This is a genomic window from Streptomyces sp. NPDC056486 (assembly GCF_042795295.1).
Taxonomy (GTDB): domain Bacteria; phylum Actinomycetota; class Actinomycetes; order Streptomycetales; family Streptomycetaceae; genus Streptomyces.
Genome location: NZ_JBHTSF010000064.1, coordinates 1 through 24,776, shown reverse-complemented (window position 1 = coordinate 24,776; position 24,776 = coordinate 1). Strand labels below are relative to the sequence as shown.

Here is a 24,776-nt window from a genome sequence, read left to right as displayed (position 1 = left end):
TGAGAACAGTGCTATGCCCGCGCTCGATTCCGGTCGGATTCCGGCCCCGAAAGCGATACCTTCGCCGACGCTCGAACACAGTCCGGACAAGGTCTCGGCAACCCCGGAGCCCGCCCCGGAAGTGATCTCCGACCTGCGCCCGCTCCTGGCCGCCATGCGGGCGGCGCGGGACGGTGACTTCACGAAGGTCGCGGTGACCGGCCACGGCCTGACGGCCGAGCTGCACACCGTGTTCAACGAGATGCTGGACCGCTCACTCCACTTCGACGGCGAACTCGCCCGCGTACGCCGGGAGATCATCCGCCTCGGCCATCTCGACGAGCGGTTCTCCGCGAGCCCGGGGCAGGGCAGCTGGGCCTCGCGCATCCAGGACATCAACTCCCTGCTCAACTCGCTTGTCGCTCCCGCGGCCAACGCCACCCGTGTACTGAACGCGGTTGCGGGCGGCGACCTCACCCAGCGCGTGGACCTGCACGACGGCTCCCGCGAGCTGCGGGGCGACCTGCGGCGCCTGGGCCGCGCGGTGAACACGATGGTCGACCAGCTTTCGCTCTTCACGGGCGAGGTAACCCGCGTCGCCCGTGAGGTCGGCACGGAGGGGCGGCTCGGCGGTCGCGCCAAGGTGCGGGGTCTCTCGGGTAGTTGGCGTGACGTGACGGAGGCCGTGAACACGATGGCCGCCCGCCTGACCGCACAGGTGCGCGATATCGCCTTGGTGACGACGGCGGTGGCGCAGGGTGACCTGACACGGACAGTGACCGTCGAGGCGACGGGCGAGCTGCTCGAACTGAAGCTGACCGTCAACACGATGGTGGAGCAGCTCTCCGCGTTCGCGGCCGAGGTGACGCGTGTCGCCCGCGAGGTCGGTACCGAGGGCCAGTTGGGCGGCCGGGCACAGGCTCGCGGTGTGTCGGGGGTCTGGAAGGACCTCACCGACAACGTCAACTTCATGGCGTCGAATCTCACCTCTCAGGTGCGCAACATCGCCCAGGTCACCACGGCCGTCGCCAACGGCGACCTGAGTCAGAAGATCACCGTCGACGCCCGGGGCGAGATCCTGGAGCTGAAGTCGACGGTGAACACGATGGTGGACCAGCTCTCCGCCTTCGCGGACGAGGTCACCCGCGTCGCCCGCGAGGTCGGCACGGAAGGCAACCTGGGCGGTCGCGCTCAGGTGCGCGGTGTGTCGGGGGTCTGGAAGGACCTCACCGACAACGTCAACTTCATGGCGGACAACCTCACCTCTCAGGTGCGCAACATCGCCCTCGTGTCGACGGCCGTCGCCCAGGGCGACCTCGGCAAGAAGATCACGGTCGAGGCGAAGGGCGAGATCCTCGAACTGAAGTCGACCATCAACACGATGGTGGACCAGCTCTCCGCCTTCGCCGACGAGGTCACCCGCGTCGCCCGCGAGGTCGGCACGGAAGGCAATCTCGGCGGTCAGGCCCAGGTGCGCGGCGTCTCCGGCGTATGGAAGGACCTCACCGACAACGTCAACTTCATGGCGCTGAACCTCACGTCCCAGGTGCGCAACATCGCCCAGGTCACCACGGCCGTCGCCAACGGCGACCTGTCCAAGATGATCACGGTGACGGCGCGCGGCGAGATCCTGGAGCTGAAGGACACCGTCAACACGATGGTGGAGCAGCTGCGCGCCTTCGCTGACGAGGTGACCCGCGTGGCCCGCGAGGTCGGGACCGACGGCCGGCTCGGCGGGCGGGCCCAGGTGCTCGGTGTGTCGGGCGTGTGGAAGGACCTCACCGACAACGTCAACTACATGGCCGACAACCTCACGGGACAGGTCCGCAACATCGCGCAGGTCGCGACGGCGGTGGCCCAGGGCGACCTCTCCAAGAAGATCGACGTGGACGCGCGCGGCGAGATCCTGGAGCTGAAGACCACCATCAACACCATGGTGGACACGCTGTCCTCCTTCTCCTCCGAGGTCACCCGCGTGGCCCGCGAGGTCGGTTCCGAGGGTCAACTGGGCGGCCAGGCAAGGGTCGAGGGCGTCTACGGCACGTGGAAGCGTCTGACGACGAACGTGAACGAGCTCGCCCTGAACCTCACCACGCAGGTCCGCGCGATCGCCGAGGTCGCCTCGGCCGTGGCGCAGGGCGACATGACCCGCTCCATCACGGTCGAGACCCGCGGCGAGGTCTCCGAGCTCAAGAACAACATCAACGTCATGGTCTCCAACCTCCGCGAGACCACCCGCGCCAAGGACTGGCTGGAGTCGAACCTCGCCCGTCTCGCGGGTCTGATGCAGGGCCACCGCGACCTGATGGAGGTCGCGGACCTGATCCTGCGCGAGCTGACCCCGCTGGTGAACGCGCAGTACGGCGCCTTCTTCCTGGCCGATCCGGAGGCGGGTGAGGCGGCCAAGACACTGCAGATTCCGCCCGTCAAGGGACTCGCCTTCATCGCCGGGTACGGCTCCGGGCAGGGCTCGGTCGTCGACACGGGCGCCATGCCCGCGCACGGCCTGGTGCGCCAGGCCGCCCTGGAGAAGAAGCGGATCCTCGTCGACGAGGTGCCGCCCGACTACATCAAGATCATTTCGGGGCTCGGGGACGCGACGCCGGCCAGCCTGGTGATCATCCCCATCCTCTTCGAGGACAAGCTGCTCGGCGTCATCGAGCTGGCCACGTTCTCCCGCTTCTCGGACGTGCACCTCGCCTTCTTCGACCAGTTCGTGAGCACGATCGGCGTCGCGATCAACACGATCATCGCCAACTCCCGTACGGAGTCACTGCTCAGCGAGTCCCAGCGGCTCGCCACACAGCTCCAGGACCGCTCGGACGAACTCCAGCTCCAGCAGGCGGAGTTGCAGCGCTCGAACGCCGAGCTGGAGGAGAAGGCGGCGCTCCTCGCCACGTCTTCGCAGTACAAGTCGGAGTTCCTCGCGAACATGTCGCACGAGCTGCGCACGCCGCTGAACTCCCTGCTCATCCTGGCCCGGCTGCTCTCCGACAACCCCGACAGCCATCTCTCCGACCAGGAAGTCCAGTTCGCGACCACGATCCACCGCTCGGGCTCCGACCTCCTCCAACTCATCAACGACATCCTGGACTTGTCGAAGATCGAGGCGGGCCGGATGGACGTACGCCCCAAGAAGCTCCCCCTGATCAAGGTCCTCGACTACGTCCACGCGACGTTCCGCCCGCTCACCCTCGACCGCGGGCTCGCCTTCGAGGTGTCGGTCGGCGAGGACGTGCCGCGCGAGATGTTCTCCGACGAGCAGCGGCTCCAGCAGATCCTGCGCAACCTCCTGTCGAACGCGGTCAAGTTCACCGCGACCGGCCGCGTCGAGCTGCGCGTGAGCCGCGTCAAGAACACCGGTGACCGGCTCCACGACGGCGACCGGCTCTGCTTCGCCGTCAAGGACACCGGCATCGGCATCCCGGCCGACCAGCTCCCGGCCATCTTCGAGGCGTTCCAGCAGGCCGACGGCACCACCAACCGCAAGTACGGCGGCACCGGCCTCGGCCTCTCCATCAGCCGCGAGATCGCCGGACTCCTCGGCGGCCGCATCACCGCGGAGAGCAGCCCGGGCCAGGGCTCCACCTTCTCGCTGTACGTCCCCGTGGTGCACCCCGGACACGGGCCCGCAGCAGCGGCGTACGCGGCGACCAGGGAACTGACGACGCCGGAGCCGCACGACGAGCGGGTCACCATGTCCCCGCACACCTTCCACGAACAGAACGACAGCTGGCCGACCCCCACCAAACTGGAGGAGTACAGGGAAGGCCCGGCCGGCCGCATATTGCGTGGGCGCCGCGTCCTGATCGTGGACGACGACATCCGCAACGTCTTCGCGCTCACCCATGTACTGAGCCGCGTCGGCATGCCTGTCCTGTACGCGGAGAACGGCCGCGAAGGAATCGAGACCCTGGAGCGCAACCCCGACACCGACCTGATCCTGATGGACATCATGATGCCGGAGATGGACGGCTACGAAACCATCACCGCGATCCGCCGCACCCCACGCTGGGCCGGCCTTCCCATCATCGCGCTGACCGCCAAGGCGATGCCCGGCGACCGCGAGAAGGCCATCGAACAGGGTGCAAGCGACTATGTACCCAAGCCTGTGGATGTGGACCAGTTGCTCACCGTCGCCTGCGCGCTCCTTGCCCCCGAGAGCAACGGCACGGACGAGCCGGACACACCCGCAGCAGAAGAGAAACCCGTTGTTCCGGAACCGGCAGGCACTCTCGGGGAGGCTGCCGTTCCGCCGACGACCGAGTGAGGCACCATCACCATGAGCACTGAGGTCATGACCGACAACCGCGCGAGCATCCTTCTTGTCGATGACATGGAGGACAATCTGATGGCGCTCGAAGCTGTCCTGGGGTCCCTCAACGAGCCTCTGGTACGCGCGCGTTCGGGCGAGGAGGCGATGAAGGCGCTGCTGCGGCAACGATTCGCCGTGATCCTCCTGGACGTACGCATGCCGGGGATGGACGGCTTCGAGACCGCGTCGAACATCAAACGGCTCGACCAGACCAAGGACGTGCCCATCATCTTCCTGACGGGCACCGACAACGACTCGGGCTATGCCTTCCGGGGCTACGCGACGGGCGCCGCGGACTACCTCACCAAACCCTTCGACCCCTGGGTACTGCGTTCCAAGGTCACCGTCTTCCTCGAACTGCACCGCAAGAACCAGCAGTTGGAGAAGATCCTGGCGCGCGAGCAGCAGCAGTTCGCCGAGCTGGCGGCCCGCCTCTCGGCGATCGAGACCCACATGGCCGCGAGCAGCCTGGGTGATGTCCTGGAGCTGCGCCACCACGTGACACACATGGAGGACCTGGTGAAGGAGATGCGGCGCGGGCGGGGTGTCTGACCCAACTGACCCAGGGGTCGGACACCCCGCCCGCGTACGGGAGTCGAGGCTCAGGCCTCGCGGGATCCCGCGTACATCTCGTCGATCAGGTGCTTGTACTCGCGCTCGACGACCGGGCGCTTCAGCTTCAGACTCGGCGTCAGCTCACCGTGCTCGATGTCCAGGTCACGGGGCAGCAGCTTGAACTTCTTGACGGTCTGCCAGCGCTGCAGACCTTCGTTGAGCTGCTTCACATAGCCCTCGATGAGCCCGACCGTCGCCGGGGCCGAGACCACGTCGGCGTAGCTCTTGCCGTCCAGGCCGTTGTCCTTGGCCCAGGCCAGGATGGCAGGCTCGTCGAGCGAGATCAGGGCGGTGCAGAAGTTCCGGTCGGCGCCGTGCACCAGGATGTTGGAGACGTAGGGGCAGACGGCCTTGAACTGGCCCTCGACCTCGGCCGGCGCGATGTACTTACCGCCGGAGGTCTTGATCAGGTCCTTCTTGCGGTCGGTGATCCGGAGGTAGCCGTCCTCGGACAGCTCGCCGATGTCCCCGGTGTGGAACCACCCGTCGGACTCAAGGACCTCGGCCGTCTTCGCGTCGAGGCCGTGGTAGCCCTCCATGATGCCGGGGCCGCGCAGCAGGATCTCGCCGTCGTCCGCGATCCGGACCTCGGTGCCGGGCAGCGGCTTGCCGACGGTGCCGGTGCGGTAGGCCTCGCCGGGGTTGACGAAGGAGGCGGCCGACGACTCGGTGAGGCCGTAGCCCTCCAGGATGTGGATGCCCGCGCCGGCGAAGAAGTAGCCGATGTCGGGTGCGAGCGCGGCCGACCCGGAGACGGCGGCGCGCAGACGCCCGCCGAAGGCCTCCCGCAGCTTGGAGTAGACGAGCGCGTCGGCGACCTTGTGCTTGGCGCCGAGCGCGAAGGGCACGGACGCGTTGCCGGTCCTGCGGAAGTTGTCCTGGCTGACCTTCGCGTACTCGCGGGAGACGTCCGCCGCCCACAGGAAGATCTTGTACTTGGCGCCGCCACCGGCCCGCGCCTTGGCCGCGACCCCGTTGTAGACCTTCTCGAAGATGCGCGGCACGGCGGCCATGTACGTCGGCTGCACGACAGGCAGGTTCTCGATGATCTTGTCGACGCGGCCGTCGACCGCGGTGACGTGCCCCAGCTCGATCTGCCCCGAGGTCAGCACCTTGCCGAAGACGTGCGCGAGCGGCAGCCACAGGTACTGCACGTCGTCCGGGCCGAGAAGACCGGTCGAGGCGATGGCCTTCGCCATGTACGACCAGTTGTCCTGCGGAAGGCGCACACCCTTGGGGCGGCCCGTGGTGCCGGAGGTGTAGATGATCGTGGCGAGCTGATCCTTGGTGATCGCCGCGATCCGGTCCTTGACGGCCTCGGGGTTCTTCTCCAGATGGGCGGCGCCGCGCGCCTCCAGATCGGCGAGGGTGAGCACCCAGCCGTCGGGGTCGCCGTCGGCGGGTCCCGCACCCTCGGTGTCGATCACCACGACGTGCCGAAGATCGGGCAGCTCGGCCCGCTTCTCGCGCGCCTTGGCGAGCTGCGCGGCGTTCTCGGCGATAAGGACCCGGCTGCCGGAGTCGGCCAGGATGTAGGTGGACTCCTCGGCATTGGTCTGCGGATACACCGTGGTGGTGGCCGCGCCCGCGCAGAGGATGCCGAGGTCGGCGAGGATCCACTCGACCCGCGTGGAAGAGGCGAGCGCCACCCGGTCCTCGGGCGCGAGGCCGAGCTCGATCAGACCCGCGGCAATGGCGTAGACACGCTCGGCGGCCTGCGCCCAGCTCAGCGACTTCCATTCGTCGGGGCCATCGCCCGAGACAGATGGCACGGGATAGCGGTAGGCCTCTGCGTCGGGCGTGGCCGCCACGCGCTCCAGGAAGAGATGCGCCACGGACGGCGGACGGTTCTCGATCAAGGTCTGTGTGTCGCTCACGACATCCTCCGGACCCGCGACATGGCGGCGACTGGCTGGCGGCTGCTGGTCTTGTTTAACTTGCGAGTAACCTACGAGCAGTGATCAGAGTAGAGCGCTGAAGCCCAGCGCGTAAGGGGCTTCTGCCTGTCACTTCATACAAGAACGGGTCCGCCGCGCAAGAGCGCGACGGACCCGCTGAGATGCCCCTGTGCTCCCCGTGCCGGACGGGACCAGAGTTACTTCTTCGCCTTGCCCGGACCGCTGTCGTCGCTGGAGAGCACCGCGATGAAGGCTTCCTGCGGCACCTCGACGGAGCCGACCATCTTCATGCGCTTCTTGCCCTCCTTCTGCTTCTCGAGCAGCTTGCGCTTACGGGAGATGTCACCGCCGTAGCACTTGGCGAGTACATCCTTACGGATGGCGCGGATGGTCTCGCGGGAGATGACCCGGGAGCCGATGGCGGCCTGAATGGGGATCTCGAAGGCCTGCCGCGGGATGAGCTCCCGCAGCTTGGCCACCAGGCGCACGCCGTACGCGTACGCGGCGTCCTTGTGCGTGACGGCGGAGAACGCGTCGACCCGGTCGCCGTGCAGCAGGATGTCGACCTTCACCAGGTCGGCGGACTGCTCGCCGGTGGGCTCGTAGTCCAGGGACGCGTAACCGCGGGTCTTGGACTTCAGCTGGTCGAAGAAGTCGAAGACGATCTCGGCGAGGGGGAGGGTGTAGCGGATCTCCACCCGGTCCTCGGAGAGGTAGTCCATGCCGAGGAGAGTGCCGCGACGGGTCTGGCACAGCTCCATGATCGAGCCGATGAACTCGCTCGGCGCGAGGAGAGTGGCGCGCACGACGGGCTCGAAGACCTTGTCGATCTTGCCCTCGGGGAACTCGCTCGGGTTGGTGACCGTGTGCTCGGTGCCGTCCTCCATGTCCACGCGGTAGACCACGTTGGGGGCGGTGGCGATCAGGTCGAGCCCGAACTCGCGCTCGAGGCGCTCACGGATCACGTCGAGGTGGAGAAGCCCCAGGAAGCCCACGCGGAAGCCGAAGCCGAGCGCGGCCGAGGTCTCCGGCTCGTAGACGAGAGCGGCGTCGTTGAGCTGCAGCTTGTCGAGGGCCTCGCGCAGGTCCGGGTACTCCGAGCCGTCCAGCGGATAGAGACCCGAGAACACCATCGGCTTGGGGTCCTTGTAACCGCCGAGGGCCTCGGTCGCGCCCTTGTGCAGGGAGGTGATCGTGTCACCGACCTTGGACTGACGGACGTCCTTCACGCCGGTGATGATGTAGCCCACCTCGCCGACGCCGATGCCGTCGGACGGGGTCATCTCGGGGGACGACACACCGATCTCGAGCAGCTCGTGCGTGGCCCCGGTGGACATCATCCGGATCCGCTCACGCTTGTTGAGCTGACCGTCGACGACACGTACGTACGTCACGACGCCGCGGTAGGAGTCGTACACGGAGTCGAAGATCATCGCGCGCGCGGACGCGTCCGCGACACCGACCGGCGGCGGAACCTCGGCGACGACCTTGTCGAGCAGCGCCTCGACGCCCATGCCGGTCTTCGCGGAGACCTTAAGGACGTCGTCAGGGTCGCAGCCGATGAGGTTGGCGAGCTCCTCCGAGAACTTCTCCGGCTGGGCGGCCGGCAGGTCGATCTTGTTCAGCACCGGAACGATCTTGAGGTCGTTCTCCATCGCCAGGTAGAGGTTGGCGAGAGTCTGCGCCTCGATGCCCTGCGCCGCGTCGACGAGGAGGACCGTGCCCTCACATGCCGCAAGCGAGCGCGACACCTCGTACGTGAAGTCCACGTGCCCCGGGGTGTCGATCATGTTGAGAATGTGGGTCTTGCTCTGCTCGGGCCCCTCCGTGGGGGCCCAGGGCAGACGCACCGCCTGGGACTTGATCGTGATGCCGCGCTCACGCTCGATGTCCATGCGGTCGAGGTACTGGGCGCGCATCTGCCGCTGGTCGACCACACCGGTCAGCTGGAGCATGCGGTCGGCGAGCGTGGACTTGCCGTGGTCGATGTGCGCGATGATGCAGAAATTACGGATCAGAGCCGGGTCGGTACGGCTCGGCTCGGGCACATTTTTAGGGGTCGCGGGCACGCAGGGTCCTGTCTCTTGAGGCGCCTGTCGCCTCGGGTCGGATCTATACGTAGATTCCATGGTCCCACGGGTGGGGCACTGGACCCGGATCGGGCAGGTCAGGGTGGGGAGACGAGCCCGGGACGTAACCGGGACGAGACCGGATTGGGTCGGTCGTGGGGCTGCTGGTAATCTGGGCAGCTGTGTCTCCTGACCCTCTCGGCCCCTCGCGGTTCTGATGGCCCTGAGGCACGTGTCAAACAAACTCATCTGCAGTACCTCTGCAGAACCTGAACCTGAAAAGGCTCTTTCGTGGCGAACATCAAGTCCCAGATCAAGCGGATCAAGACCAACGAGAAGGCGCGTCAGCGCAACAAGGCGGTCAAGTCTTCTCTGAAGACCGCGATCCGCAAGGCCCGCGAGGCCGTTGCCGCGGGTGACACCCAGAAGGCCGTCGAGGCCACGCGCGTTGCTTCGCGCGAGCTCGACAAGGCCGTCTCCAAGGGCGTCATCCACAAGAACCAGGCCGCCAACAAGAAGTCGGCGCTTGCTTCGAAGGTCGCGACCCTCCAGAGCTGAAGCCCTTGCCCCGGCTCGCCGGGGCGCTGATCAATCCTCACCGCGAGGGTAATTCGAGCCCTCTACCTCGAATCGCGGACAGACCACGCAGTACGCCACGCTGCGACGATGCCCCCGGCCCACTCCGGGGGCATTGCTGTGTCCGGGGACGAGGCCCGTCAGGGGCGCGGGGAGTCAGCTGCGGGGGCGTGCCCCTTCAGGGGCGCGGGGAACTGCGCGACCAGCCACGACCTACCCGCAGGCTCCGAGCGGCACACCGACCGGTATATCGGCGCAGTCTCAGCGACGCGCCCTCGCCGCGCGGGCGACGGCCACGACGGCCTTCTCCAGGGCGTACTCCGGATCGTCCCCGCCCCCCTTGACCCCCGCATCGGCCGCCGCGACAGCGGTGAGCGCGGTGGCCACCCCGTCGGGCGTCCAGCCCCGCATCTGCTGCCGAACCCGGTCGATCTTCCAGGGCGGCATGCCCAGCTCACGGGCGAGGTCGGCAGGCCGCCCGCCCCGCGCGGAGGAGAGCTTCCCGATCGCCCGCACGGCCTGTGCAAGCGCGCTGGTGATCAGGACGGGGGCGACGCCGGTCGACAGGGACCAGCGCAACGCCTCGAGCGCTTCGGCGGCCCGGCCCTCCACGGCACGGTCGGCCACGGTGAAGCTGGAGGCCTCGGCGCGGCCCGTGTAATAGCGGCCGACGACCGCCTCGTCGATCGTGCCCTCGACGTCCGCGACCAGCTGGGACACCGCCGCCGCGAGCTCCCGCAGATCACTGCCGATCGAGTCGACCAGGGCCTGGCACGCTTCCGGCGTCGCCGAACGGCCCAGGGCGCGGAACTCGCTCCGTACGAACGAGAGCCGGTCCGAGGCCTTGGTCATCTTGGGGCAGGCGACCTCACGGGCCCCCGCCTTGCGGGCGGCGTCGAGCAACGCCTTGCCCTTGGCCCCGCCCGCGTGCAGCAGGACAAGGGTGATCTCCTCGGCCGGCGACCCGAGATACGCCTTCACGTCCTTGACCGTGTCGGCCGACAGATCCTGCGCGTTGCGTACGACCACGACCTTGCGCTCGGCGAAGAGCGAGGGGCTTGTCAGCTCGGCGAGCGTGCCGGGCTGCAGCTGGTCGGAGGTGAGGTCGCGCACATCCGTGTCCGCGTCGGCGGCACGGGCGGCCGCGACCACCTGCTGCACGGCGCGGTCGAGGAGGAGGTCCTCCTGGCCCACGGCGAGCGTGAGAGGAGCGAGCGGGTCGGCGGTATCTGTCTTCCTGGCCATCGCGGTAAAGCATCCCACGCGGCACTGACAGCGAGTCCCGTGCAGCCCGCCCCATACCGGAGAATGGGGAGGTGACCGACGTACGACATGTCCTGGTGCTGCCCGACCGCGATACCGCGGAAGAAGTGGCGGAAGAACTCCCCGACCGTTTCGGCGTGCGTGAGCAGCCTCAACTCGTCCGTGACGCCCTGGCCGGCGAGGACGACGCCGAGGACGCCCAGTGGCTGGTCGTGGTCGAGGACCCCGAGCGGCGCCTCGACCGCACGGCGCTCGATGAACTGGCGGCGGAACACGAGGGCTGGCTCGAGGCCCCCTGACGGCGTCAGCTCTTGGGCAGGACCTGGATGTCGAGGTCGATCGTGATGCTGGGGCCGACCGCCGCGATGCCGCGGGCCAGCATCGTCTGCCAGTTGATCGTGAAGTCGTCGCGGTGCAGCTCGGTGGAGGCGCGGCAGGCGACGCGGGTCTCACCCTCCAGGCCGTGGCCCACCCCGAGGTACTCCGTCTCGAGCGTGACCGTACGCGTCACGCCGTGCAGCGTGAGGCCGCCCGTGATCGCCCAACGGCTGCCGCCCTTGTGCACAAAACGGTCGCTGTAGAACTCCATCGTCGGGAAACGCTCCACGTCGAGGAAGTCACCGGATCGCAGGTGGTCGTCCCGCATCTTCACCGCGGTGTCGATGGAGGCGGCGTCGATGACGACATGCATCGCGGAGTCCTCCATACGCTCCCCCAGCCGTATGGCGCCCGCGAAGCTGTTGAACCGGCCGTGGATACGGGCAAGCCCGATGTGCCGCGCGGAGAAGGCGACCGACGAGTGCAGGGGGTCGAGCTCCCAGTCACCGGGCTCGGGCAGCGCCGGGGGCCGAGCTATCTGGAGCATGACGTCACCGAGCGAGGCGTGCGCGCTCTCCCCGACCGTGGCGTTCGCCCGGTACGGAGTGAAACCCTCCGCCGAGACCGCCAGGCGGTAGTCCCCGGCCGGAACAGTCGCGACGAACGAACCGAACGGGTCGAGGCCCCCGCCGACGACCTTGCGCCCCATGGCATCGCTGACCGCGAACTCCGCGTGCCGCACGGGCTCATTGACGGGATCGAGCACCCGGCAGCTGAGCACGCCCGCATGGGGCGGAACCGCCACGGCGGACAAGGGCCCTCCGACCCGTGCTGCCCGGCCCGCCAGTCCTGGCCGACCCGCCAGTCCTGCCCCACCGGCTCGTCCTGCCCCACCGGCCCGATCGGTCCGACCGGCTCGATCGGTCCGACCGGCTCGGTTCCTGCGGTCTCCCAGCCAACGGCCGAACATATGCGACACACCCCCGCGCACCTTGACAACTCATATCCCGAAGGGGCATTCGATCACCGTTGCGGCATTCGATGCAACACGAACCCACTTCGCTGCAATTCGGTTGAGTCCGACGACCTCGACCCGGCGTCTCGTCAGGGCGGTCGCGTGGCCACCTCCAGCGTCGGAGCCGCTCCGCCCACCGCCTGAGCCGCCGATCCGCCGGTCGGCCCGACGACCGCGATCGAGCCGTTCGTGTCCGTCCGCAGTACCTCCGCTCCCCCGGCCCGCAACGCCGCGACCGTGCGGGGCGCCGGGTGTCCGTATGAGTTGTCCCTGCCGCAGGAAATGAGAGCGAGGCGCGGCGCGGTCCGCCGCATAAGTCCGGGGTCCTGATACGCCGAGCCGTGGTGGGCGACCTTGAGCACGTCCACGGGTGGCAGCGCCGCCGCGGCCGGTGTGCGCGACAGGGCTCGCTGAGCGGGCGGCTCCAGATCGCCGAGCAGCAGCAGGGTCACCCCCTTGGCACGGACGAGCAGGGTGACGCTGGCGTCGTTCGGGCCGTCGGGAGCCGACACCTGTCCCGGGCCCTCCGCCACCGGCCAGAGCACCTGCCAGTCGAGTGCGCCGCCACCGGCACGGCGCCGCTCCCCCGCCACGGCGCGGGTCACCGGAATTCGATGGGCGGCCGCCTGGTCACGTACGAACCGCGCCTGCTCGGGTGGCTCTTGATACCCCGTCGTCTGGATCGCCCCCACCGAACGCCCCCGCAGCACGCCCGGCAGGCCCGCCACGTGGTCCGCGTGAAAGTGGGTCAGCAGGACGAGCGGTACACGGGTCACGCCGAGCGAACGCAGACAGCGGTCCACTAGCACCGGGTCAGGACCCGCGTCGACGACCACTCCCGCCCCGTCACCGGCGGCGAGCACGGTGGCATCCCCCTGACCCACGTCGCACATGGCAAACCGCCAGCCCGGCGGCGGCCAGCCCGCGATCACCCGGACGAGGGGCGGGGGTTGCACGATCGCGAGGAGGAGCAGCAGGGCACAGGCCGCGCTGAGCCAGGGGTGCCTGACGAGCCTGCGGCCGACCAGCACCACACCGACCGTGGCCAGGGCGAGCAACAGACCGCCACGCCAGCCACCGGGCCAGTCGACTCCGCTCCCCGGCAGAGCCGCACCCGTGCGGGCGATGTCAGCGATCCACGCGGCCGGCCAACTCGCCCACCATGCGACAAACTTGGCGACCGGCATGGCCAACGGAGCCGTCGCGAGTGTGGCGAAGCCAAGGACTGTGGCGGGCGCGACAGCCACCTCCGCGAGGAGGTTGCAGGGGATCGCCACCAGGCTCACCCGTGCCGCGATGACGGCGACGACCGGCGCGCACACCGCCTGCGCGGCGCCCGCGGCGGCCAACGCCTCGGCCAGGCGCGGGGGAACTCTGCGTCTTTGAAGGGCGGCGCTCCACCTCGGGGCGAGGGTGAGCAGGGCGCCGGTGGCAAGGACAGAGAGCAGAAAGCCGGGGCTGCGGGCCAGCCACGGGTCGTAAAGGACCAGCAGCAGTACGGCTGCGGCCAGGGCAGGAATCAGCGACCGACGCCGTCCCGTACCGATGGCGAGCAACGCGATCACCCCGCAGGCCGCGGCCCGCAGCACGCTCGGGTCCGGTCGGCAGACGATGACGAAGCCGAGAGTGAGGGCGCCGCCGATCAGCGCGGTCGCCCGCAGCGGGATCCCGAGGCGGGGTGCGATACCCCGCCGCTCGGCGCGCTGAGCGAGGCCCGGCGGGCCGATGAGCAGCGCGAGGACGATCGTGAGATTCGCCCCACTCACAGCCAGGAGGTGCGTCAGGTCAGTTGCCCTGAAGGCCTCTTCCAGCTCGGGCGGCACGCGGGAGGTGTCCCCGACCACAAGGCCGGGCAACAGTGCCCGGGCATCGGGCGGCAACCCATCAGTGGCCTCCCGCAGCCCGCCCCGCAACCGTCCCGCCATGCGCTGCGGCCCCGACGGCGCCTCGATCACCCGCGGTGTCTGCTCTCCGGCCACTCGCACCACCGCCGCGATGCGGTCACTTTGCGGCAAGGGAGGCGACAGGCCCGCCCGGACGCGCAGCCTGGTCGAAGGCAGGAGCGCGAGCCAGCGCGCCTTGCTCCAGGGGCCGACGGATTCCCCGTCGGCGGATTTCCCGTCGGCGGCATCCCCGTCGCCGGCCCCGCTCCCCTGCCCACGCCCGTCCCCGTCCCCATCCCCGCCCTCTGCAAAGACCAGGACCGGGGTGCGGGTGACAGAGGTCTTGCCGTCATGCATCGTGACTCGGACGATCTCCGCGTCCAGCATGACGGAGGGCGGCAGGGCCCGAGCTCCCGGGACGCGGGGCCGGGTGAGCCGGGGGTCGGACGTGACCTCCAACTCGACCTCCGCCTCGGAGTATTGGCGGGCCAGGGCAGGGACCGGTCCCCGGTGCAGGTCGGCCCCGTGCAGCGCCGCGGAGGTAGCCCCTGCCGCGGCACAGAGGAGAACCGTCGCCGCCGAGACCCGCCGCCAGGGCCGCTCCCGCCGCCCCGGGGCATCCGGTGACTCCGGTGGCGCTGGTGGCTCTGGTGGCGCGGGTGGCGCTGGTGGGTCCGACGGCTCTGGCGGCTCGGGTAGCTCCGGTGGTTCTAGTGGCTCCCGCCCCTCTCCATCCGCCGACCGCCCCCGCACCGTCCACGTCACCAACAGGGCGCCTGCCACCCCCACACAGACCGCCACGGCTGCGATCACCCAGCGGGGCGGGGCATCCAGCGCCAGGGCCGCCGTTGCCCAGGCCGCGAGGGCCGGTGGCACGAGGCGCAGGTCCAGCGGGCCCTCCTGGCGAGGGTGAGCGTCCCCGAGCCGACCCCCGGGCGGGGTGTCAACGGTGGTGTGGTCCGGGACCATTGAGGCTCGGGACACCTCGGCCGCCCGACTCCTCGCATCGGCCGCCCGACTCCTCGGCCTCATGGCCGCACGAGATTCTGCAGGTCGGCGTAGCGCTTGTCGCCGATTCCGTTGACCTCGCGCAGTTCGTCCACCGAGCGGAAGCCACCGTGTTCCGTGCGGTAGTCGATGATGTGCTCGGCCAGCACGGGCCCCACGCCCGGCAGCTCGTCGAGCTGCTCGGCCGTGGCCGTGTTGAGGCCGACCTGCGCGGCGGGAGTCGCTCCCGTCGGCCCGGCGCCCGCCTCCGCGCCAGGCACCGCAGGAGCCGCCGCCGGAGCGCCCACGGCCACCTGCTCGCCATCGATGAGCAGGCGGGCACGGTTGAGGCCGTCCGTGTCCGCGCCGGGGCGGACCCCGCCCGCGGCCTTCAGCGCGTCGGCCACCCGGGAACCCGCGGGCAGCCGCAGAATCCCGGGGCTGCGGACTTTGCCGCTGACGTCCACGACGATCCCGCCGCCGCTCGCACCGGGCACACCGCCTGCGCCTGCCGCCGGTCGGCCACCGCCCTCCGGAGGAGGCGGGGCTCCCGGGGACGGAGACGGCTCCCCGACCCGATCGGGCGCCGCACCGACCACGTCCGGCGCCCGCACCGGCTGCGTACGCCCTGCCCAGAAGTGCTGGGCGGCGAAGACCGCGGCAAGGACGAGGACCACCGCGAGGGCGACCAGACTCCGCCGCTCTAGACCGCACCGCAGTTGCAGCCACAATGGCAACCGCTCCCGCACGGCAAGCCGCACCCGCCCCCACAACGGCGCCACGAACTCGCCACCGGCCGCGGGCGGCACCGGTTGTTGCTGAGCCTGAGCCCGGGGCTGAGCCTGATCCCGGGGCTGTGCCTGAGCCCGGGACTGTGCCTGAGCCCGGGACTGCGACACCGGCTGAGGTCGCGGCACGACCCGTGAGGGCGGCACGACCTGCTGCTGCGCCTGAGCCACTGCAACGTCCTGCACCTGCGGCACGGCCCGACGCCGCCGGGCATCCCGCGCCGGAGATGACGTCACCGCCGCAGCCTCGGGCCGCGACACAGCCCGTGACACAGCCCTTGAGGGACGAACGGCCTGCGAATGCGGTACAGCCCCCGACTGCTGCACCGCCGACCGATACGGCCGCATGTCCCGCGGCAGCGGCCCGGCCTGCGTCTGCCCCTGCCCCTGCCCCTGCCCCGCATCCTCCAGCATCGGCTGACGCCATCGCGTGCCCTGCCGCTCCGGATGCGGCGCCGTCACAGCCTCCGGCGGCCGAAATGCCTGCGGCTGCGGCTGCGGCTGCGGGACCAGCCAACCCTGACCCTGCGTCCGCCTCGCGCCCTCCAACCCCCCTCCGCCACTACCCCGTTCAAGCTCGGTGAAGAGTGACTCCGCGCGCTGTCGTAACGCCAGCGCCCGCGCCTCCCCCGAAGCGTGTCTGCGCCTTGCCGCCCTCCTGCGAGCGTGGCGATATCGGTCGGAGCCGTCAGCAGCGCGGCCGTCAGCGACGCGACCGTCGGATGCGGGGCCGCGCCCCGGTCCACTCGTGGCGGCAGGTGTCCGTGAAAGTGATCGAAGTGCCATGCCGACGACGCTAGACACCGCGGCAGAATCTTGTTGATCTTGGTCAATTCCCGTGGATTACCGGGCAGTTGTGGATAAGCCCGTCACTCGCAAGAGCGACCATGAGTGACCATGAGAGAAACAAACCTGCCCCCTCACCCTCACCAGGGCGAGACCACAGCCCCCAGCAACCCGGGCCCCGTATGCGCCCCGATCACCGCCCCGACCTCGCTGACGTGCAGCTCCGCAAGGCCGGGCACCCGGTCCCTGAGCCGGTCCGCGAGGGTCGAGGCGCGTTCGGGCGCCGCCAGATGATGCACCGCGATGTCGACGCGGTCCGCGCCTGCCCGCTCGATCACGATCTCCTCGAGGCGGGCGATCGCCTTGGACGCCGTCCGCACCTTCTCCAGCATCTCGATGCGCCCGCCGTCCAGCTGAAGCAGCGGCTTCACGGCAAGGGCCGAGCCCAACAGCGCCTGTGCCGCACCGATCCGGCCGCCCCGGCGGAGATAGTCCAGCGTGTCGACGTAGAAGTACGCGGACGTGTTCGCGGCCCGCTTCTCCGCCGCGGTCACCGCCTCGTCCACCGAGCCGCCCGACTCGGCAGCCTCTGCCGCCGCGAGCGCGCAGAAGCCCAGGGCCATCGCGACCATGCCGGTGTCCACCACCCGCACGGGCACCGGCGCACCCTTCGCCGCGAGGACCGCCGCGTCGTACGTGCCCGAGAACTCGGCGGACAGATGCAGCGAGACGATGTCCGTCGCACCCGATTCGGCGACCTTGCGATAGGTCTGAGCGAAGACTTCCGGGCTCGGCCGCGAGGTGGTCACGGAGCGCCGTTTCTGCAGCGCCAGAGCCAGGGAGCGGGCGGAGATCTCGGTGCCCTCTTCGAGTGCCTGGTCGCCGAGGACCACGGTCAGGGGTACCGACGTGATGCCGTGCCGCTCCGTCGTCCGCTGCGGCAGATAGGCCGTTGAATCCGTGACGATCGCGACATGACGGGACATGCGGTGGAGGTTACCTGCCTGGGCCCGACGGCGGCAGCCCGACCCCTTGCGGCCCAGTCTGCCAGTCGCGCTCCGGGCTCTGCCGCACGGCCCGCGCGGTCACGTCGTGCTCTCGGGCCTGGCCTGCTTCTCCCAGGGATAGGAGGGTCGCGCCGCCGGCGGAGTGATGGCGGGCCGCGCCTGCTCCCCCGACGACTTCGGCTGCTCCGACGGCTCCGACGGCTCCGACGGCTCCGTCCACGTCTGCTCCGCCCCCTTGCCCACGTCCGCCTGCTCGGGCTCGGGCCACGCGGCGGGGGTCTGTGTGGGCGCCGGTTCCTTCGTCCAGTGCCGCAGGGCGCCCGTCTCCAGGTCGATCTGCGAGCTCAGCGATTCCAGATCGTCGTCCGCGAAACGGTGGGCCCTTTCGCGCACCGCCCACCGCAGCGAGTCCGCCGACTTCGTGATCTGCGTCGTACGCTCGCGCAGCGCGGGGAGCCGCTGGGCCAGGGCCTTCTTGTCCGGGTCCCGCTCAAGGCGCCTGAGCTCTTCGTCCAGCTCGTGCCCGTGCGCGCTCAGCCGCTCGAAGAGCCCCAGGGACTCCTTCAGCGAGACGTCTTCCACGACACCCGCCTGCAGGGCGTCCTGTGTGGCCCGCATCGACGTACGCAACGAGAGCCTCAGCTGGGCCACTTCGGCGGCCGGGCCCACCTGCGCGAAGCTCCTCGCGCGCAGCGTCGTGTCCTCCACCGACCGGCGCGCCTGCGAGATCGTGCGGTCCACACCGCGCTTGGCGGCACCGACCGCCTTCACCGTCATGTACACACCAAAGACCAGAAACAGCACTACGAGCAGCGCCACGATCACGCCCACGGCTTCCATGACGCTCCTCCCGGGTCCTGCGGCGAGTTCCGCACCGACCCTTCCACGGTAAACGCAAAGGGCAGGCCGAGGGTTCCGGCAGAACCCCCAACCTGCCCGTAGGGGACTACCCTCACGTCCCCTCGCGCAGCCCCTACCGCGTACCTCTAGGCCGGAACGATGTCCGCCTAGGCCGGAACGATGTTCACCAGCTTCGGTGCCCGCACGATGATCTTGCGGATCCCGGCACCGTCCAGCGCCGCCAGAACCCTCTCGTCACCCAGGGCCACCTTCTCCAGCTCCTCGTCCGTGATCGACGGGGAGACCTCCAGGCGCGCCCTGACCTTGCCCTTGATCTGCACGACGCAGGTCACGGTCTCGTCCACGACGTACGCCGGGTCGGCCACGGGGAAGTCCTGGTGGACGACCGAGTCGGTGTGGCCCAGCTTGCGCCACAGCTCCTCACCGACGTGCGGAGCCAGCGGGGCGATCAGCAGCACCAGGCGCTCGGCGACCGAGCGCGGCAGCGAGCCGCCTTCCTTGGTCAGGTAGTTGTTCAGCTCGGTGATCTTGGCGATGGCGGTGTTGAACCGCAGGCCGTCCAGGTCCTGGCGCACGCCGTCGATCGCCTTGTGCAGGGCGCGCAGCGTGCCATCGGCGATGTCGGACTCCGCGGCGTCCGCGACCGTCACCTCACCGGTCGACTCGTCGACGATCAGACGCCACATGCGCTGCAGCAGTCGGTACTGGCCGACCACGGCACGCGTGTCCCACGGGCGCGAGACGTCCAGCGGGCCCATCGCCATCTCGTACAGACGCAGGGTGTCCGCGCCGTACTCCTCGCAGATCTCGTCCGGAGTGACCGCGTTCTTCAGGGACTTGCCCATCTTGCCCAGCTCGCGCTTGACCGGCTCGCCCTCGAAGAAGTACTGGCCGTCGCGCTCCTCGACCTCGGTGGCCTGGACCGGGAAGCCACGGCTGTCGCGGTACACGTAGGCCTGGATCATGCCCTGGTTGAACAGCTTGTGGAACGGCTCGCAGGACGAGATGTGCCCCAGGTCGAACAGCACCTTCGACCAGAAGCGGGCGTACAGCAGGTGCAGCACCGCGTGCTCGGCGCCGCCGACGTACAGGTCGACGCCGCCCGTCGGCTGACCCTCGCGCGGACCCATCCAGTACTGCTCGATGGCCGGGTCGACCAGCTTCTGGTCGTTGTGCGGGTCCAGGTAACGCAGCTCGTACCAGCACGAACCGGCCCAGTTGGGCATCGTGTTGGTCTCGCGGCGGTACTTCTTGGGGCCGTCGCCCAGGTCCAGGGTGACGTTGACCCAGTCCTCGTTGCGGGACAGGGGCGTCTCCGGAGAGGTGTCCGCGTCGCCCGGGTCGAAGGTGCGCGGGGAGTAGTCGTCGACCTCCGGCAGCTCCAGGGGCAGCATCGACTCGGGCAGCGAGTGGGCGATGCCGTCCTCGTCGTAGACGATCGGGAAGGGCTCGCCCCAGTAGCGCTGGCGGCTGAACAGCCAGTCGCGCAGGCGGAAGTTGACGGTGCCCTCGCCGATGCCGCGGGTGGCCAGCCAGCCGGTGATGCGCGCCTTGGCGCCGGCGACGTCCATGCCGTCCAGCGAGATCTCCTGGTTGGCGGAGTTGATCAGCTTCGCCTCGTAGGAGGAGAAGGCGTCGTCCCACGTCGACGTGTCGGTGCCGCGGCCGTCGGACGGCTCGACCACGCAGCGCATCGGCAGGTGGAAGGCGCGCGCGAAGGCGAAGTCGCGGTTGTCGTGCGCCGGGACGGCCATGATCGCGCCGGTGCCGTAGCCCATCAGGACGTAGTCGGCGATGAAGACGGGGACCTGCTCGCCGCTGACCGGGTTGGTGGCGTAGACGCCGGTGAAGACGCCGGTCTTCTCCTTGGCGTCGGCCTGGCGCTCCACGTCGGACTTGGAGGCGGCGAACGCGCGGTACTTGGCGACGGCCTCGGCCGGAGTGGCGTGCCCGCCGGTCCACGTCTCGTGGGTGCCCTCGGGCCAGGCGTCGGGGACGACCTTGTCGACCAGCTCGTGCTCGGGGGCCAGGACCATGTAGGTCGCGCCGAACAGGGTGTCCTGGCGGGTGGTGAAGACGGTGATGGCCTCGTCCCCGGAGCCGACAGGGAAGTCGACGCGGGCGCCTTCGGAGCGGCCGATCCAGTTGCGCTGCTGCAGCTTGATGGCCTCGGGCCAGTCCAGGCCGTCCAGGTCGTCGATCAGGCGGTCCGCGTAGGCGGTGATGCGCATGTTCCACTGGCGCAGCTTGGCCTTGAAGACGGGGAAGTTGCCGCGCTCGGAGCGGCCGTCCGCGGTGACTTCCTCGTTGGCCAGGACGGTGCCCAGGCCGGGACACCAGTTGACGGGGGCGTCAGAGGCGTACGCCAGGCGGTACTCGCTCAGCAGGTCGGCGCGCTCATTGGCGGTCAGCTCGCTCCACGCGCGCGTGGAGCCCGGTGCGGCACCGGTGCCCGGTACGGCACGCTCACCGCTGTCGAACTGCGCGACCAGGTCGGCGATCGGGCGGGCCCTCTTCGCCTCTCCGTCGTACCAGGAGTTGAAGATCTGTACGAAGATCCACTGGGTCCACTTGTAGTAGTCCGGGTCGATCGTCGCGAAGGAACGGCGCTTGTCGTGGCCCAGGCCCAGACCGCGCAGCTGCGTCTTCATGTTCTCGATGTTGGCCTCGGTGGAGACCCGGGGGTGCGTGCCCGTCTGTACGGCGTACTGCTCGGCGGGCAGGCCGAAGGCGTCGAAGCCCAGGGTGTGCAGGACGTTGTGGCCCGTCATGCGCTGGAAGCGCGCGTAGACGTCCGTGGCGATGTATCCCAGCGGGTGGCCGACGTGCAGGCCCGCACCGGAGGGGTAGGGGAACATGTCCATGATGAACTTCTTGGGCTTGGCGACCAGCGCGGCCTGCGCATCGTCGGCCGCCGCCAGGTCGCCGCTCGGGTTCGGCGCCTCGTACGTGCCGTCGGCGTCCCAGAAGTCCTGCCAGCGTGCCTCGATCTCGGCGGCCAGGGCAGCCGTGTAGCGGTGCGGCGCGGCCACCTCGGTGGCGGCAGCAGAATTCGTCTCGCTCATGATTCTCAAAGCTCCATCGATCGTCTCTGCCTGCGGAAATGACCGTCCCGGCCAAATGAAAAAGCCCCTCACACAGGAGGGGACGCCGCGCCGATGCCGACCGCGATTTTCCGGCGGTCGGGACTGATCAGCGCGGCCCGCTAAGCAGAAGGCGTACGGCACGCATGGCGTCAGGGTACCGCAGCGCTCGCGCGGCCCGCGACGAGGTTCCACCGCACCGCTCCGGGCCACCCCCTGGCCCACCGGAGGTCCGAAACCCGACCTTTGGCCAAAGGTTACTCCGCGTACCGACCGCTATCGGGGCAACACCAAGATCGAGTCGCGTTTAGATAACGACGCAATAACTCAAACCTCGTACTCACTGGTATGCGGCCACTTAGCATGCGGCGATCGAGCCATTTCGGAGTCGCCCCCATGAACCCTCTGAATCCTCCTCACGAAACCCGCACCAACCGCTCCAACCGCAAGAGCCGTTCGTTCGCAGCCTTCCCCGAACCGAGCAGAACCACGCGCGGAGTCCTGACCACCGCCGCACTGCTGCTCATACCCCTGCTCGTCATAGTCGGGAGTGACGCCTTCCGCGCCGCCCTCGACTTCACCACCGGCGTCCTGTCCCTGGTCTCCCTGACCGCCGCCGTCGTCTGGGGCCTGGTCGCCACCGACCGGCTCTTCCTGCACTCCCGTCAGCGACTGCTCGCCCAGGCCGTGCACCGGGCCACCGCCGTCGCCTCCATCGGGTTCCTTCTGCTGCACGTCAGCGTCAAACTCGCGCTCGACCACGTATCGCCGGTCGGCGCCCTCATCCCCTTCGGGCTCGGCTTCTCCGGCAGCGACGGCCTCATCGGCCTCGGCTCGCTCGCCGGGCTCCTCATGGTCGTCACCGCCGTCACCGGGGCCCTGCGCAGCGCCTTCGCGTCGCCTGCCCAGGTCGCTTCGCGCTGGCGGGCGCTGCACATGCTCGCCTACCCCGCCTGGTGTTCGGCGCTTGTCCACGGCCTGTACGCGGGACGCGCGCCCAAGCCGTGGGTGATCGCCCTGTACTGCCTCTGCCTGGTCGCCGTCGCGGGTGCGGTCGCGTTGCGCGCGTCCCCGCTGCCGGTCAAGCGGAAGGTGGCCGCCCGGATCTTTGCCCTCCTCGAACCGGAGGGCAGGGCGGGCAGCAGGAAGCCCGTACGCCGGGACACCACCGAGTCCCCGCTCCCCGGTACGGCCGCCGATCCCGGCCGTGCCCCCGAATCCGTGCCCGACCCCCCGGTGGTCGGCATCGCGGCGGCCTACCGCGTCCTCGCCTCCACCAACCAGCCCACGGAGGTCATCCCCCGCACCGATCCCCCGATGGATCCCCCGCCCCGCTGGCCGTCCCCGTCCCCGCCTCCCCCGGCCGAGGCTCCGCACATTCCGTACGACACCTCGTACGACACCCACACCACGGCGTACGACTCCCCCGACGCCGCCTACCGCTCCCACGACACCGCGTACGACCCTCAGTACGACGCGGCCCACAACCCTCCGTACGAGGCCCCGTACCAAGCCCCGTACGACAGCGGTCCCGCCACCGAACCGCTGCCCCACACCTTCCAGGCGCCGAGCTCGGGCGAGCCCTGGAACGCCGCCACCGGAGGACCCAAGTGAACGCGTCGCTGCCCGACGTCCCCGAAGTCCGCGTCGTCGGGCTTCCGCTCCTGACCTCGGGCTTCGATCTGGTCGAGCGCCTTGATCTGGCGATGCACCTGAAGGTGCACGGCCCGCTCGAACCCATGGCGGGCGAGTCCCTCGCCGGCCTCTCCGAGGCCATCTCGCTGCGCGGCAGGGGCGGCGCGGGCTTCCCTTTCGCCAAGAAGCTGCGCTCGGTCGCCGACGCGGCGATACGTCGCGGCGTGCGCCCCGTGGTCGTCGTCAACGGCAGCGAGGACGAACCCGCCTGCCGCAAGGACACCGTCCTGATCAACCGCGCCCCGCACCTCATCCTCGACGGCGCTCTCCTTGCCGCCGAGGCCCTGGGCGCCCGCACGCTCGTCGTGGGCGTGACACGGGACTCCACCGAGTCCTCGATGCTCGCCGCGCTCGCCGAGCGCGGCCTCACCAACCGGCGCGGATCGACCATCCGCGCGCGCGTGCAGCGCAATCCGGTACGCATGGTGACCGGAGAGTCCTCGGCCCTGGTGCGCTCGGCGGACGGCGGGCCACCGGTGCCGCCGGGGCGCAAGGTGCGCACCTCCGACTCCGGAGTGGGCGGCGCGCCCACGCTGCTGTCCAACGCGGAGACCTTCGCGCAACTCGCGGTCGCCGCCCGGATAGGCGCCGACCGCTACTGCCGCACCGGCCTGCGGGAGGAGCCGGGCACGGTGCTGCTCACCGTCTCCGGAGCCGTCGCGAGGCCCATGGTGGTCGAGGTCCCCACGGGAGTGCCCCTGCGGTACGTCCTGCAGCTCGCCGGTGCCCCGCCGCTCCCCCAGGGCGTCCTGACGGGCGGCTATCACGGCAAGTGGCTCGACGCGGTCACCGCACACGACGCCGTCGTCTCACGCGCCTCCCTGGAGGCCTGCGGCGGCGCGCTCGGCGCGGGCGCGATCCTGCCGATCGGACCCGGCACCTGCCCGCTCGGGGAGTCGCTGCACGTGGCGAACTGGCTGGCCGGTGAGAGCGCGGGCCAGTGCGGCCCCTGCTATCTGGGTCTTCCCGCGGCGGCCCGCGGTCTCGCGGACGTCCTGGACGGCGGCGGCCCCACCGCTCTGGAGGCGCTGCGCGAGGTGACACGGGCCGTGAAGCGGCGCGGCGCCTGCAAGCACCCCGACGGCACGGCGGCCTTCATCGACTCCAGCATCTCGGCATTCACGGACGACCTCGCCGCGCATGTCCTCGGCGGCGGCTGCGGCCGCCCCGTGGAGGGCGTCCTGCCGCTCCAGGAGGAGGCACCGCAGGCCGAGGCTCCCAGCGGCCGCAGGCTCGCCGTCGACTGGACGCTCTGCCAGGGCCACGGGCTGTGCGCGGACATCGTCCCCGAGCTGATCCAGCTGGGCCCCGACGGCTTCCCCGCGGTGGCGGAAGCATCCGTACCGCGCTACTCCGAAGCGCGCGCCGAACGTGCCGTACGCCGCTGCCCCGCACTCGCCCTGCGCATCGAGGAGGACCCGTCCATCCCCGCACCGCGCACGGCGCTGCCGCTCGCGCTCCCGCCGGGCCGCGGCCGTGGCCGCAGGGCGCTCGGCAGCGGGCGAAAGTGACCCACCGGGTGACGCACTAGGAGACACACGAAAGCGGGCCACCCGATCCGGGTGGCCCGCTCTCATCTGCTGTGGAGCTAAGGAGAATTGAACTCCTGACCTCCTGCATGCCATGCAGGCGCTCTAC

Annotated in this window: 15 protein-coding genes; 6 read left to right on the top strand and 9 right to left on the bottom strand. The window is 69.8% G+C overall.

Features of this window, described 5'->3' with window-relative positions; all coding sequences use genetic code 11:
• Positions 1-154 precede the first annotated feature (154 nt).
• Together ACFQ7F_RS24235 and ACFQ7F_RS24230 are read left to right on the top strand one after the other, a co-directional pair.
• A complete protein-coding gene (locus ACFQ7F_RS24235; RefSeq protein ID WP_383273796.1) occupies positions 155-4,249 on the top strand; it encodes a HAMP domain-containing protein in 4,095 nt (1,364 codons plus the stop codon).
• A gap of 12 nt (positions 4,250-4,261) precedes the next feature.
• Positions 4,262-4,846 (top strand): two-component system response regulator, encoded by a 585-nt coding sequence (locus tag ACFQ7F_RS24230; protein WP_383273746.1) that lies wholly within the window; start codon positions 4,262-4,264, stop codon positions 4,844-4,846.
• Between the two features lie 50 nt (positions 4,847-4,896).
• Here the strand turns inward: ACFQ7F_RS24230 and ACFQ7F_RS24225 are convergent, their stop codons facing one another.
• Positions 4,897-6,786, bottom strand: a complete 1,890-nt coding sequence (locus ACFQ7F_RS24225; RefSeq protein WP_383273744.1) for an AMP-dependent synthetase/ligase — start codon at positions 6,784-6,786, stop codon at positions 4,897-4,899.
• Between the two features lie 218 nt (positions 6,787-7,004).
• Positions 7,005-8,876 carry a translation elongation factor 4 gene (lepA, locus tag ACFQ7F_RS24220; protein ID WP_383273742.1) on the bottom strand — a complete coding sequence of 624 codons (1,872 nt, stop codon included), beginning with the start codon at positions 8,874-8,876 and terminating at the stop codon, positions 7,005-7,007.
• Between the two features lie 291 nt (positions 8,877-9,167).
• On the opposite strand from lepA, the gene rpsT reads away from it, so the two are divergent.
• The gene (gene rpsT / locus ACFQ7F_RS24215; protein ID WP_383273740.1) at positions 9,168-9,434 is read left to right on the top strand and encodes a 30S ribosomal protein S20; all 267 of its coding nucleotides are present in this window, start codon (positions 9,168-9,170) and stop codon (positions 9,432-9,434) included.
• 279 nt (positions 9,435-9,713) lie between these two features.
• Here the strand turns inward: rpsT and holA are convergent, their stop codons facing one another.
• Complete coding sequence (holA, locus tag ACFQ7F_RS24210) at positions 9,714-10,697, bottom strand: DNA polymerase III subunit delta (RefSeq protein WP_383273738.1); 984 nt, start codon at positions 10,695-10,697, stop codon at positions 9,714-9,716.
• 71 nt (positions 10,698-10,768) lie between these two features.
• On the opposite strand from holA, the gene ACFQ7F_RS24205 reads away from it, so the two are divergent.
• Positions 10,769-11,014 carry a hypothetical protein gene (locus tag ACFQ7F_RS24205; protein ID WP_383273736.1) on the top strand — a complete coding sequence of 82 codons (246 nt, stop codon included), beginning with the start codon at positions 10,769-10,771 and terminating at the stop codon, positions 11,012-11,014.
• Between the two features lie 5 nt (positions 11,015-11,019).
• Here the strand turns inward: ACFQ7F_RS24205 and ACFQ7F_RS24200 are convergent, their stop codons facing one another.
• The 6 genes from ACFQ7F_RS24200 to leuS form a co-directional block, all read right to left on the bottom strand.
• A complete protein-coding gene (locus ACFQ7F_RS24200; protein WP_383273794.1) occupies positions 11,020-12,003 on the bottom strand; it encodes a YceI family protein in 984 nt (327 codons plus the stop codon).
• Between the two features lie 134 nt (positions 12,004-12,137).
• Positions 12,138-14,900: a ComEC/Rec2 family competence protein gene (locus tag ACFQ7F_RS24195; RefSeq protein ID WP_383273792.1), complete on the bottom strand. Its 2,763-nt coding sequence runs from the start codon at positions 14,898-14,900 to the stop codon at positions 12,138-12,140.
• Positions 14,901-14,959: 59 nt separating this feature from the next.
• Positions 14,960-15,727, bottom strand: coding sequence for a helix-hairpin-helix domain-containing protein (locus ACFQ7F_RS24190; protein WP_383273734.1), 768 nt, complete (start codon positions 15,725-15,727; stop codon positions 14,960-14,962).
• A gap of 905 nt (positions 15,728-16,632) precedes the next feature.
• The gene (locus tag ACFQ7F_RS24185) at positions 16,633-17,478 is read right to left on the bottom strand and encodes a DegV family protein (RefSeq protein ID WP_383273732.1); all 846 of its coding nucleotides are present in this window, start codon (positions 17,476-17,478) and stop codon (positions 16,633-16,635) included.
• A 99-nt stretch (positions 17,479-17,577) separates the two neighbouring features.
• A complete protein-coding gene (locus ACFQ7F_RS24180) occupies positions 17,578-18,339 on the bottom strand; it encodes a hypothetical protein (RefSeq protein WP_383273730.1) in 762 nt (253 codons plus the stop codon).
• Between the two features lie 167 nt (positions 18,340-18,506).
• Positions 18,507-21,425: a leucine--tRNA ligase gene (leuS, locus tag ACFQ7F_RS24175; RefSeq protein WP_383273728.1), complete on the bottom strand. Its 2,919-nt coding sequence runs from the start codon at positions 21,423-21,425 to the stop codon at positions 18,507-18,509.
• Between the two features lie 414 nt (positions 21,426-21,839).
• Here leuS and ACFQ7F_RS24170 point away from each other — a divergent pair, with 414 nt between their 5' ends.
• Positions 21,840-23,057 (top strand): cytochrome b/b6 domain-containing protein, encoded by a 1,218-nt coding sequence (locus tag ACFQ7F_RS24170; RefSeq protein WP_383273726.1) that lies wholly within the window; start codon positions 21,840-21,842, stop codon positions 23,055-23,057.
• Complete coding sequence (locus ACFQ7F_RS24165; RefSeq protein ID WP_383273724.1) at positions 23,054-24,649, top strand: ferredoxin; 1,596 nt, start codon at positions 23,054-23,056, stop codon at positions 24,647-24,649. Before ACFQ7F_RS24170 ends, ACFQ7F_RS24165 begins: the two co-directional genes overlap by 4 nt.
• The last annotated feature ends 127 nt before the right edge of the window (positions 24,650-24,776 follow it).

Coding starts and splice junctions, on each gene's coding strand:
- ACFQ7F_RS24235 (WP_383273796.1), top strand. CDS start 155: ATGCGGGCGGCGCGGGACGGTGACTTCACGAAGGTCGCGGTGACCGGC.
- leuS (WP_383273728.1), bottom strand. CDS start 21,425: ATGAGCGAGACGAATTCTGCTGCCGCCACCGAGGTGGCCGCGCCGCAC.
- ACFQ7F_RS24195 (WP_383273792.1), bottom strand. CDS start 14,900: ATGGTCCCGGACCACACCACCGTTGACACCCCGCCCGGGGGTCGGCTC.
- ACFQ7F_RS24200 (WP_383273794.1), bottom strand. CDS start 12,003: ATGTTCGGCCGTTGGCTGGGAGACCGCAGGAACCGAGCCGGTCGGACC.
- ACFQ7F_RS24170 (WP_383273726.1), top strand. CDS start 21,840: ATGAACCCTCTGAATCCTCCTCACGAAACCCGCACCAACCGCTCCAAC.
- ACFQ7F_RS24230 (WP_383273746.1), top strand. CDS start 4,262: ATGAGCACTGAGGTCATGACCGACAACCGCGCGAGCATCCTTCTTGTC.
- ACFQ7F_RS24185 (WP_383273732.1), bottom strand. CDS start 17,478: ATGTCCCGTCATGTCGCGATCGTCACGGATTCAACGGCCTATCTGCCG.
- ACFQ7F_RS24180 (WP_383273730.1), bottom strand. CDS start 18,339: ATGGAAGCCGTGGGCGTGATCGTGGCGCTGCTCGTAGTGCTGTTTCTG.
- holA (WP_383273738.1), bottom strand. CDS start 10,697: ATGGCCAGGAAGACAGATACCGCCGACCCGCTCGCTCCTCTCACGCTC.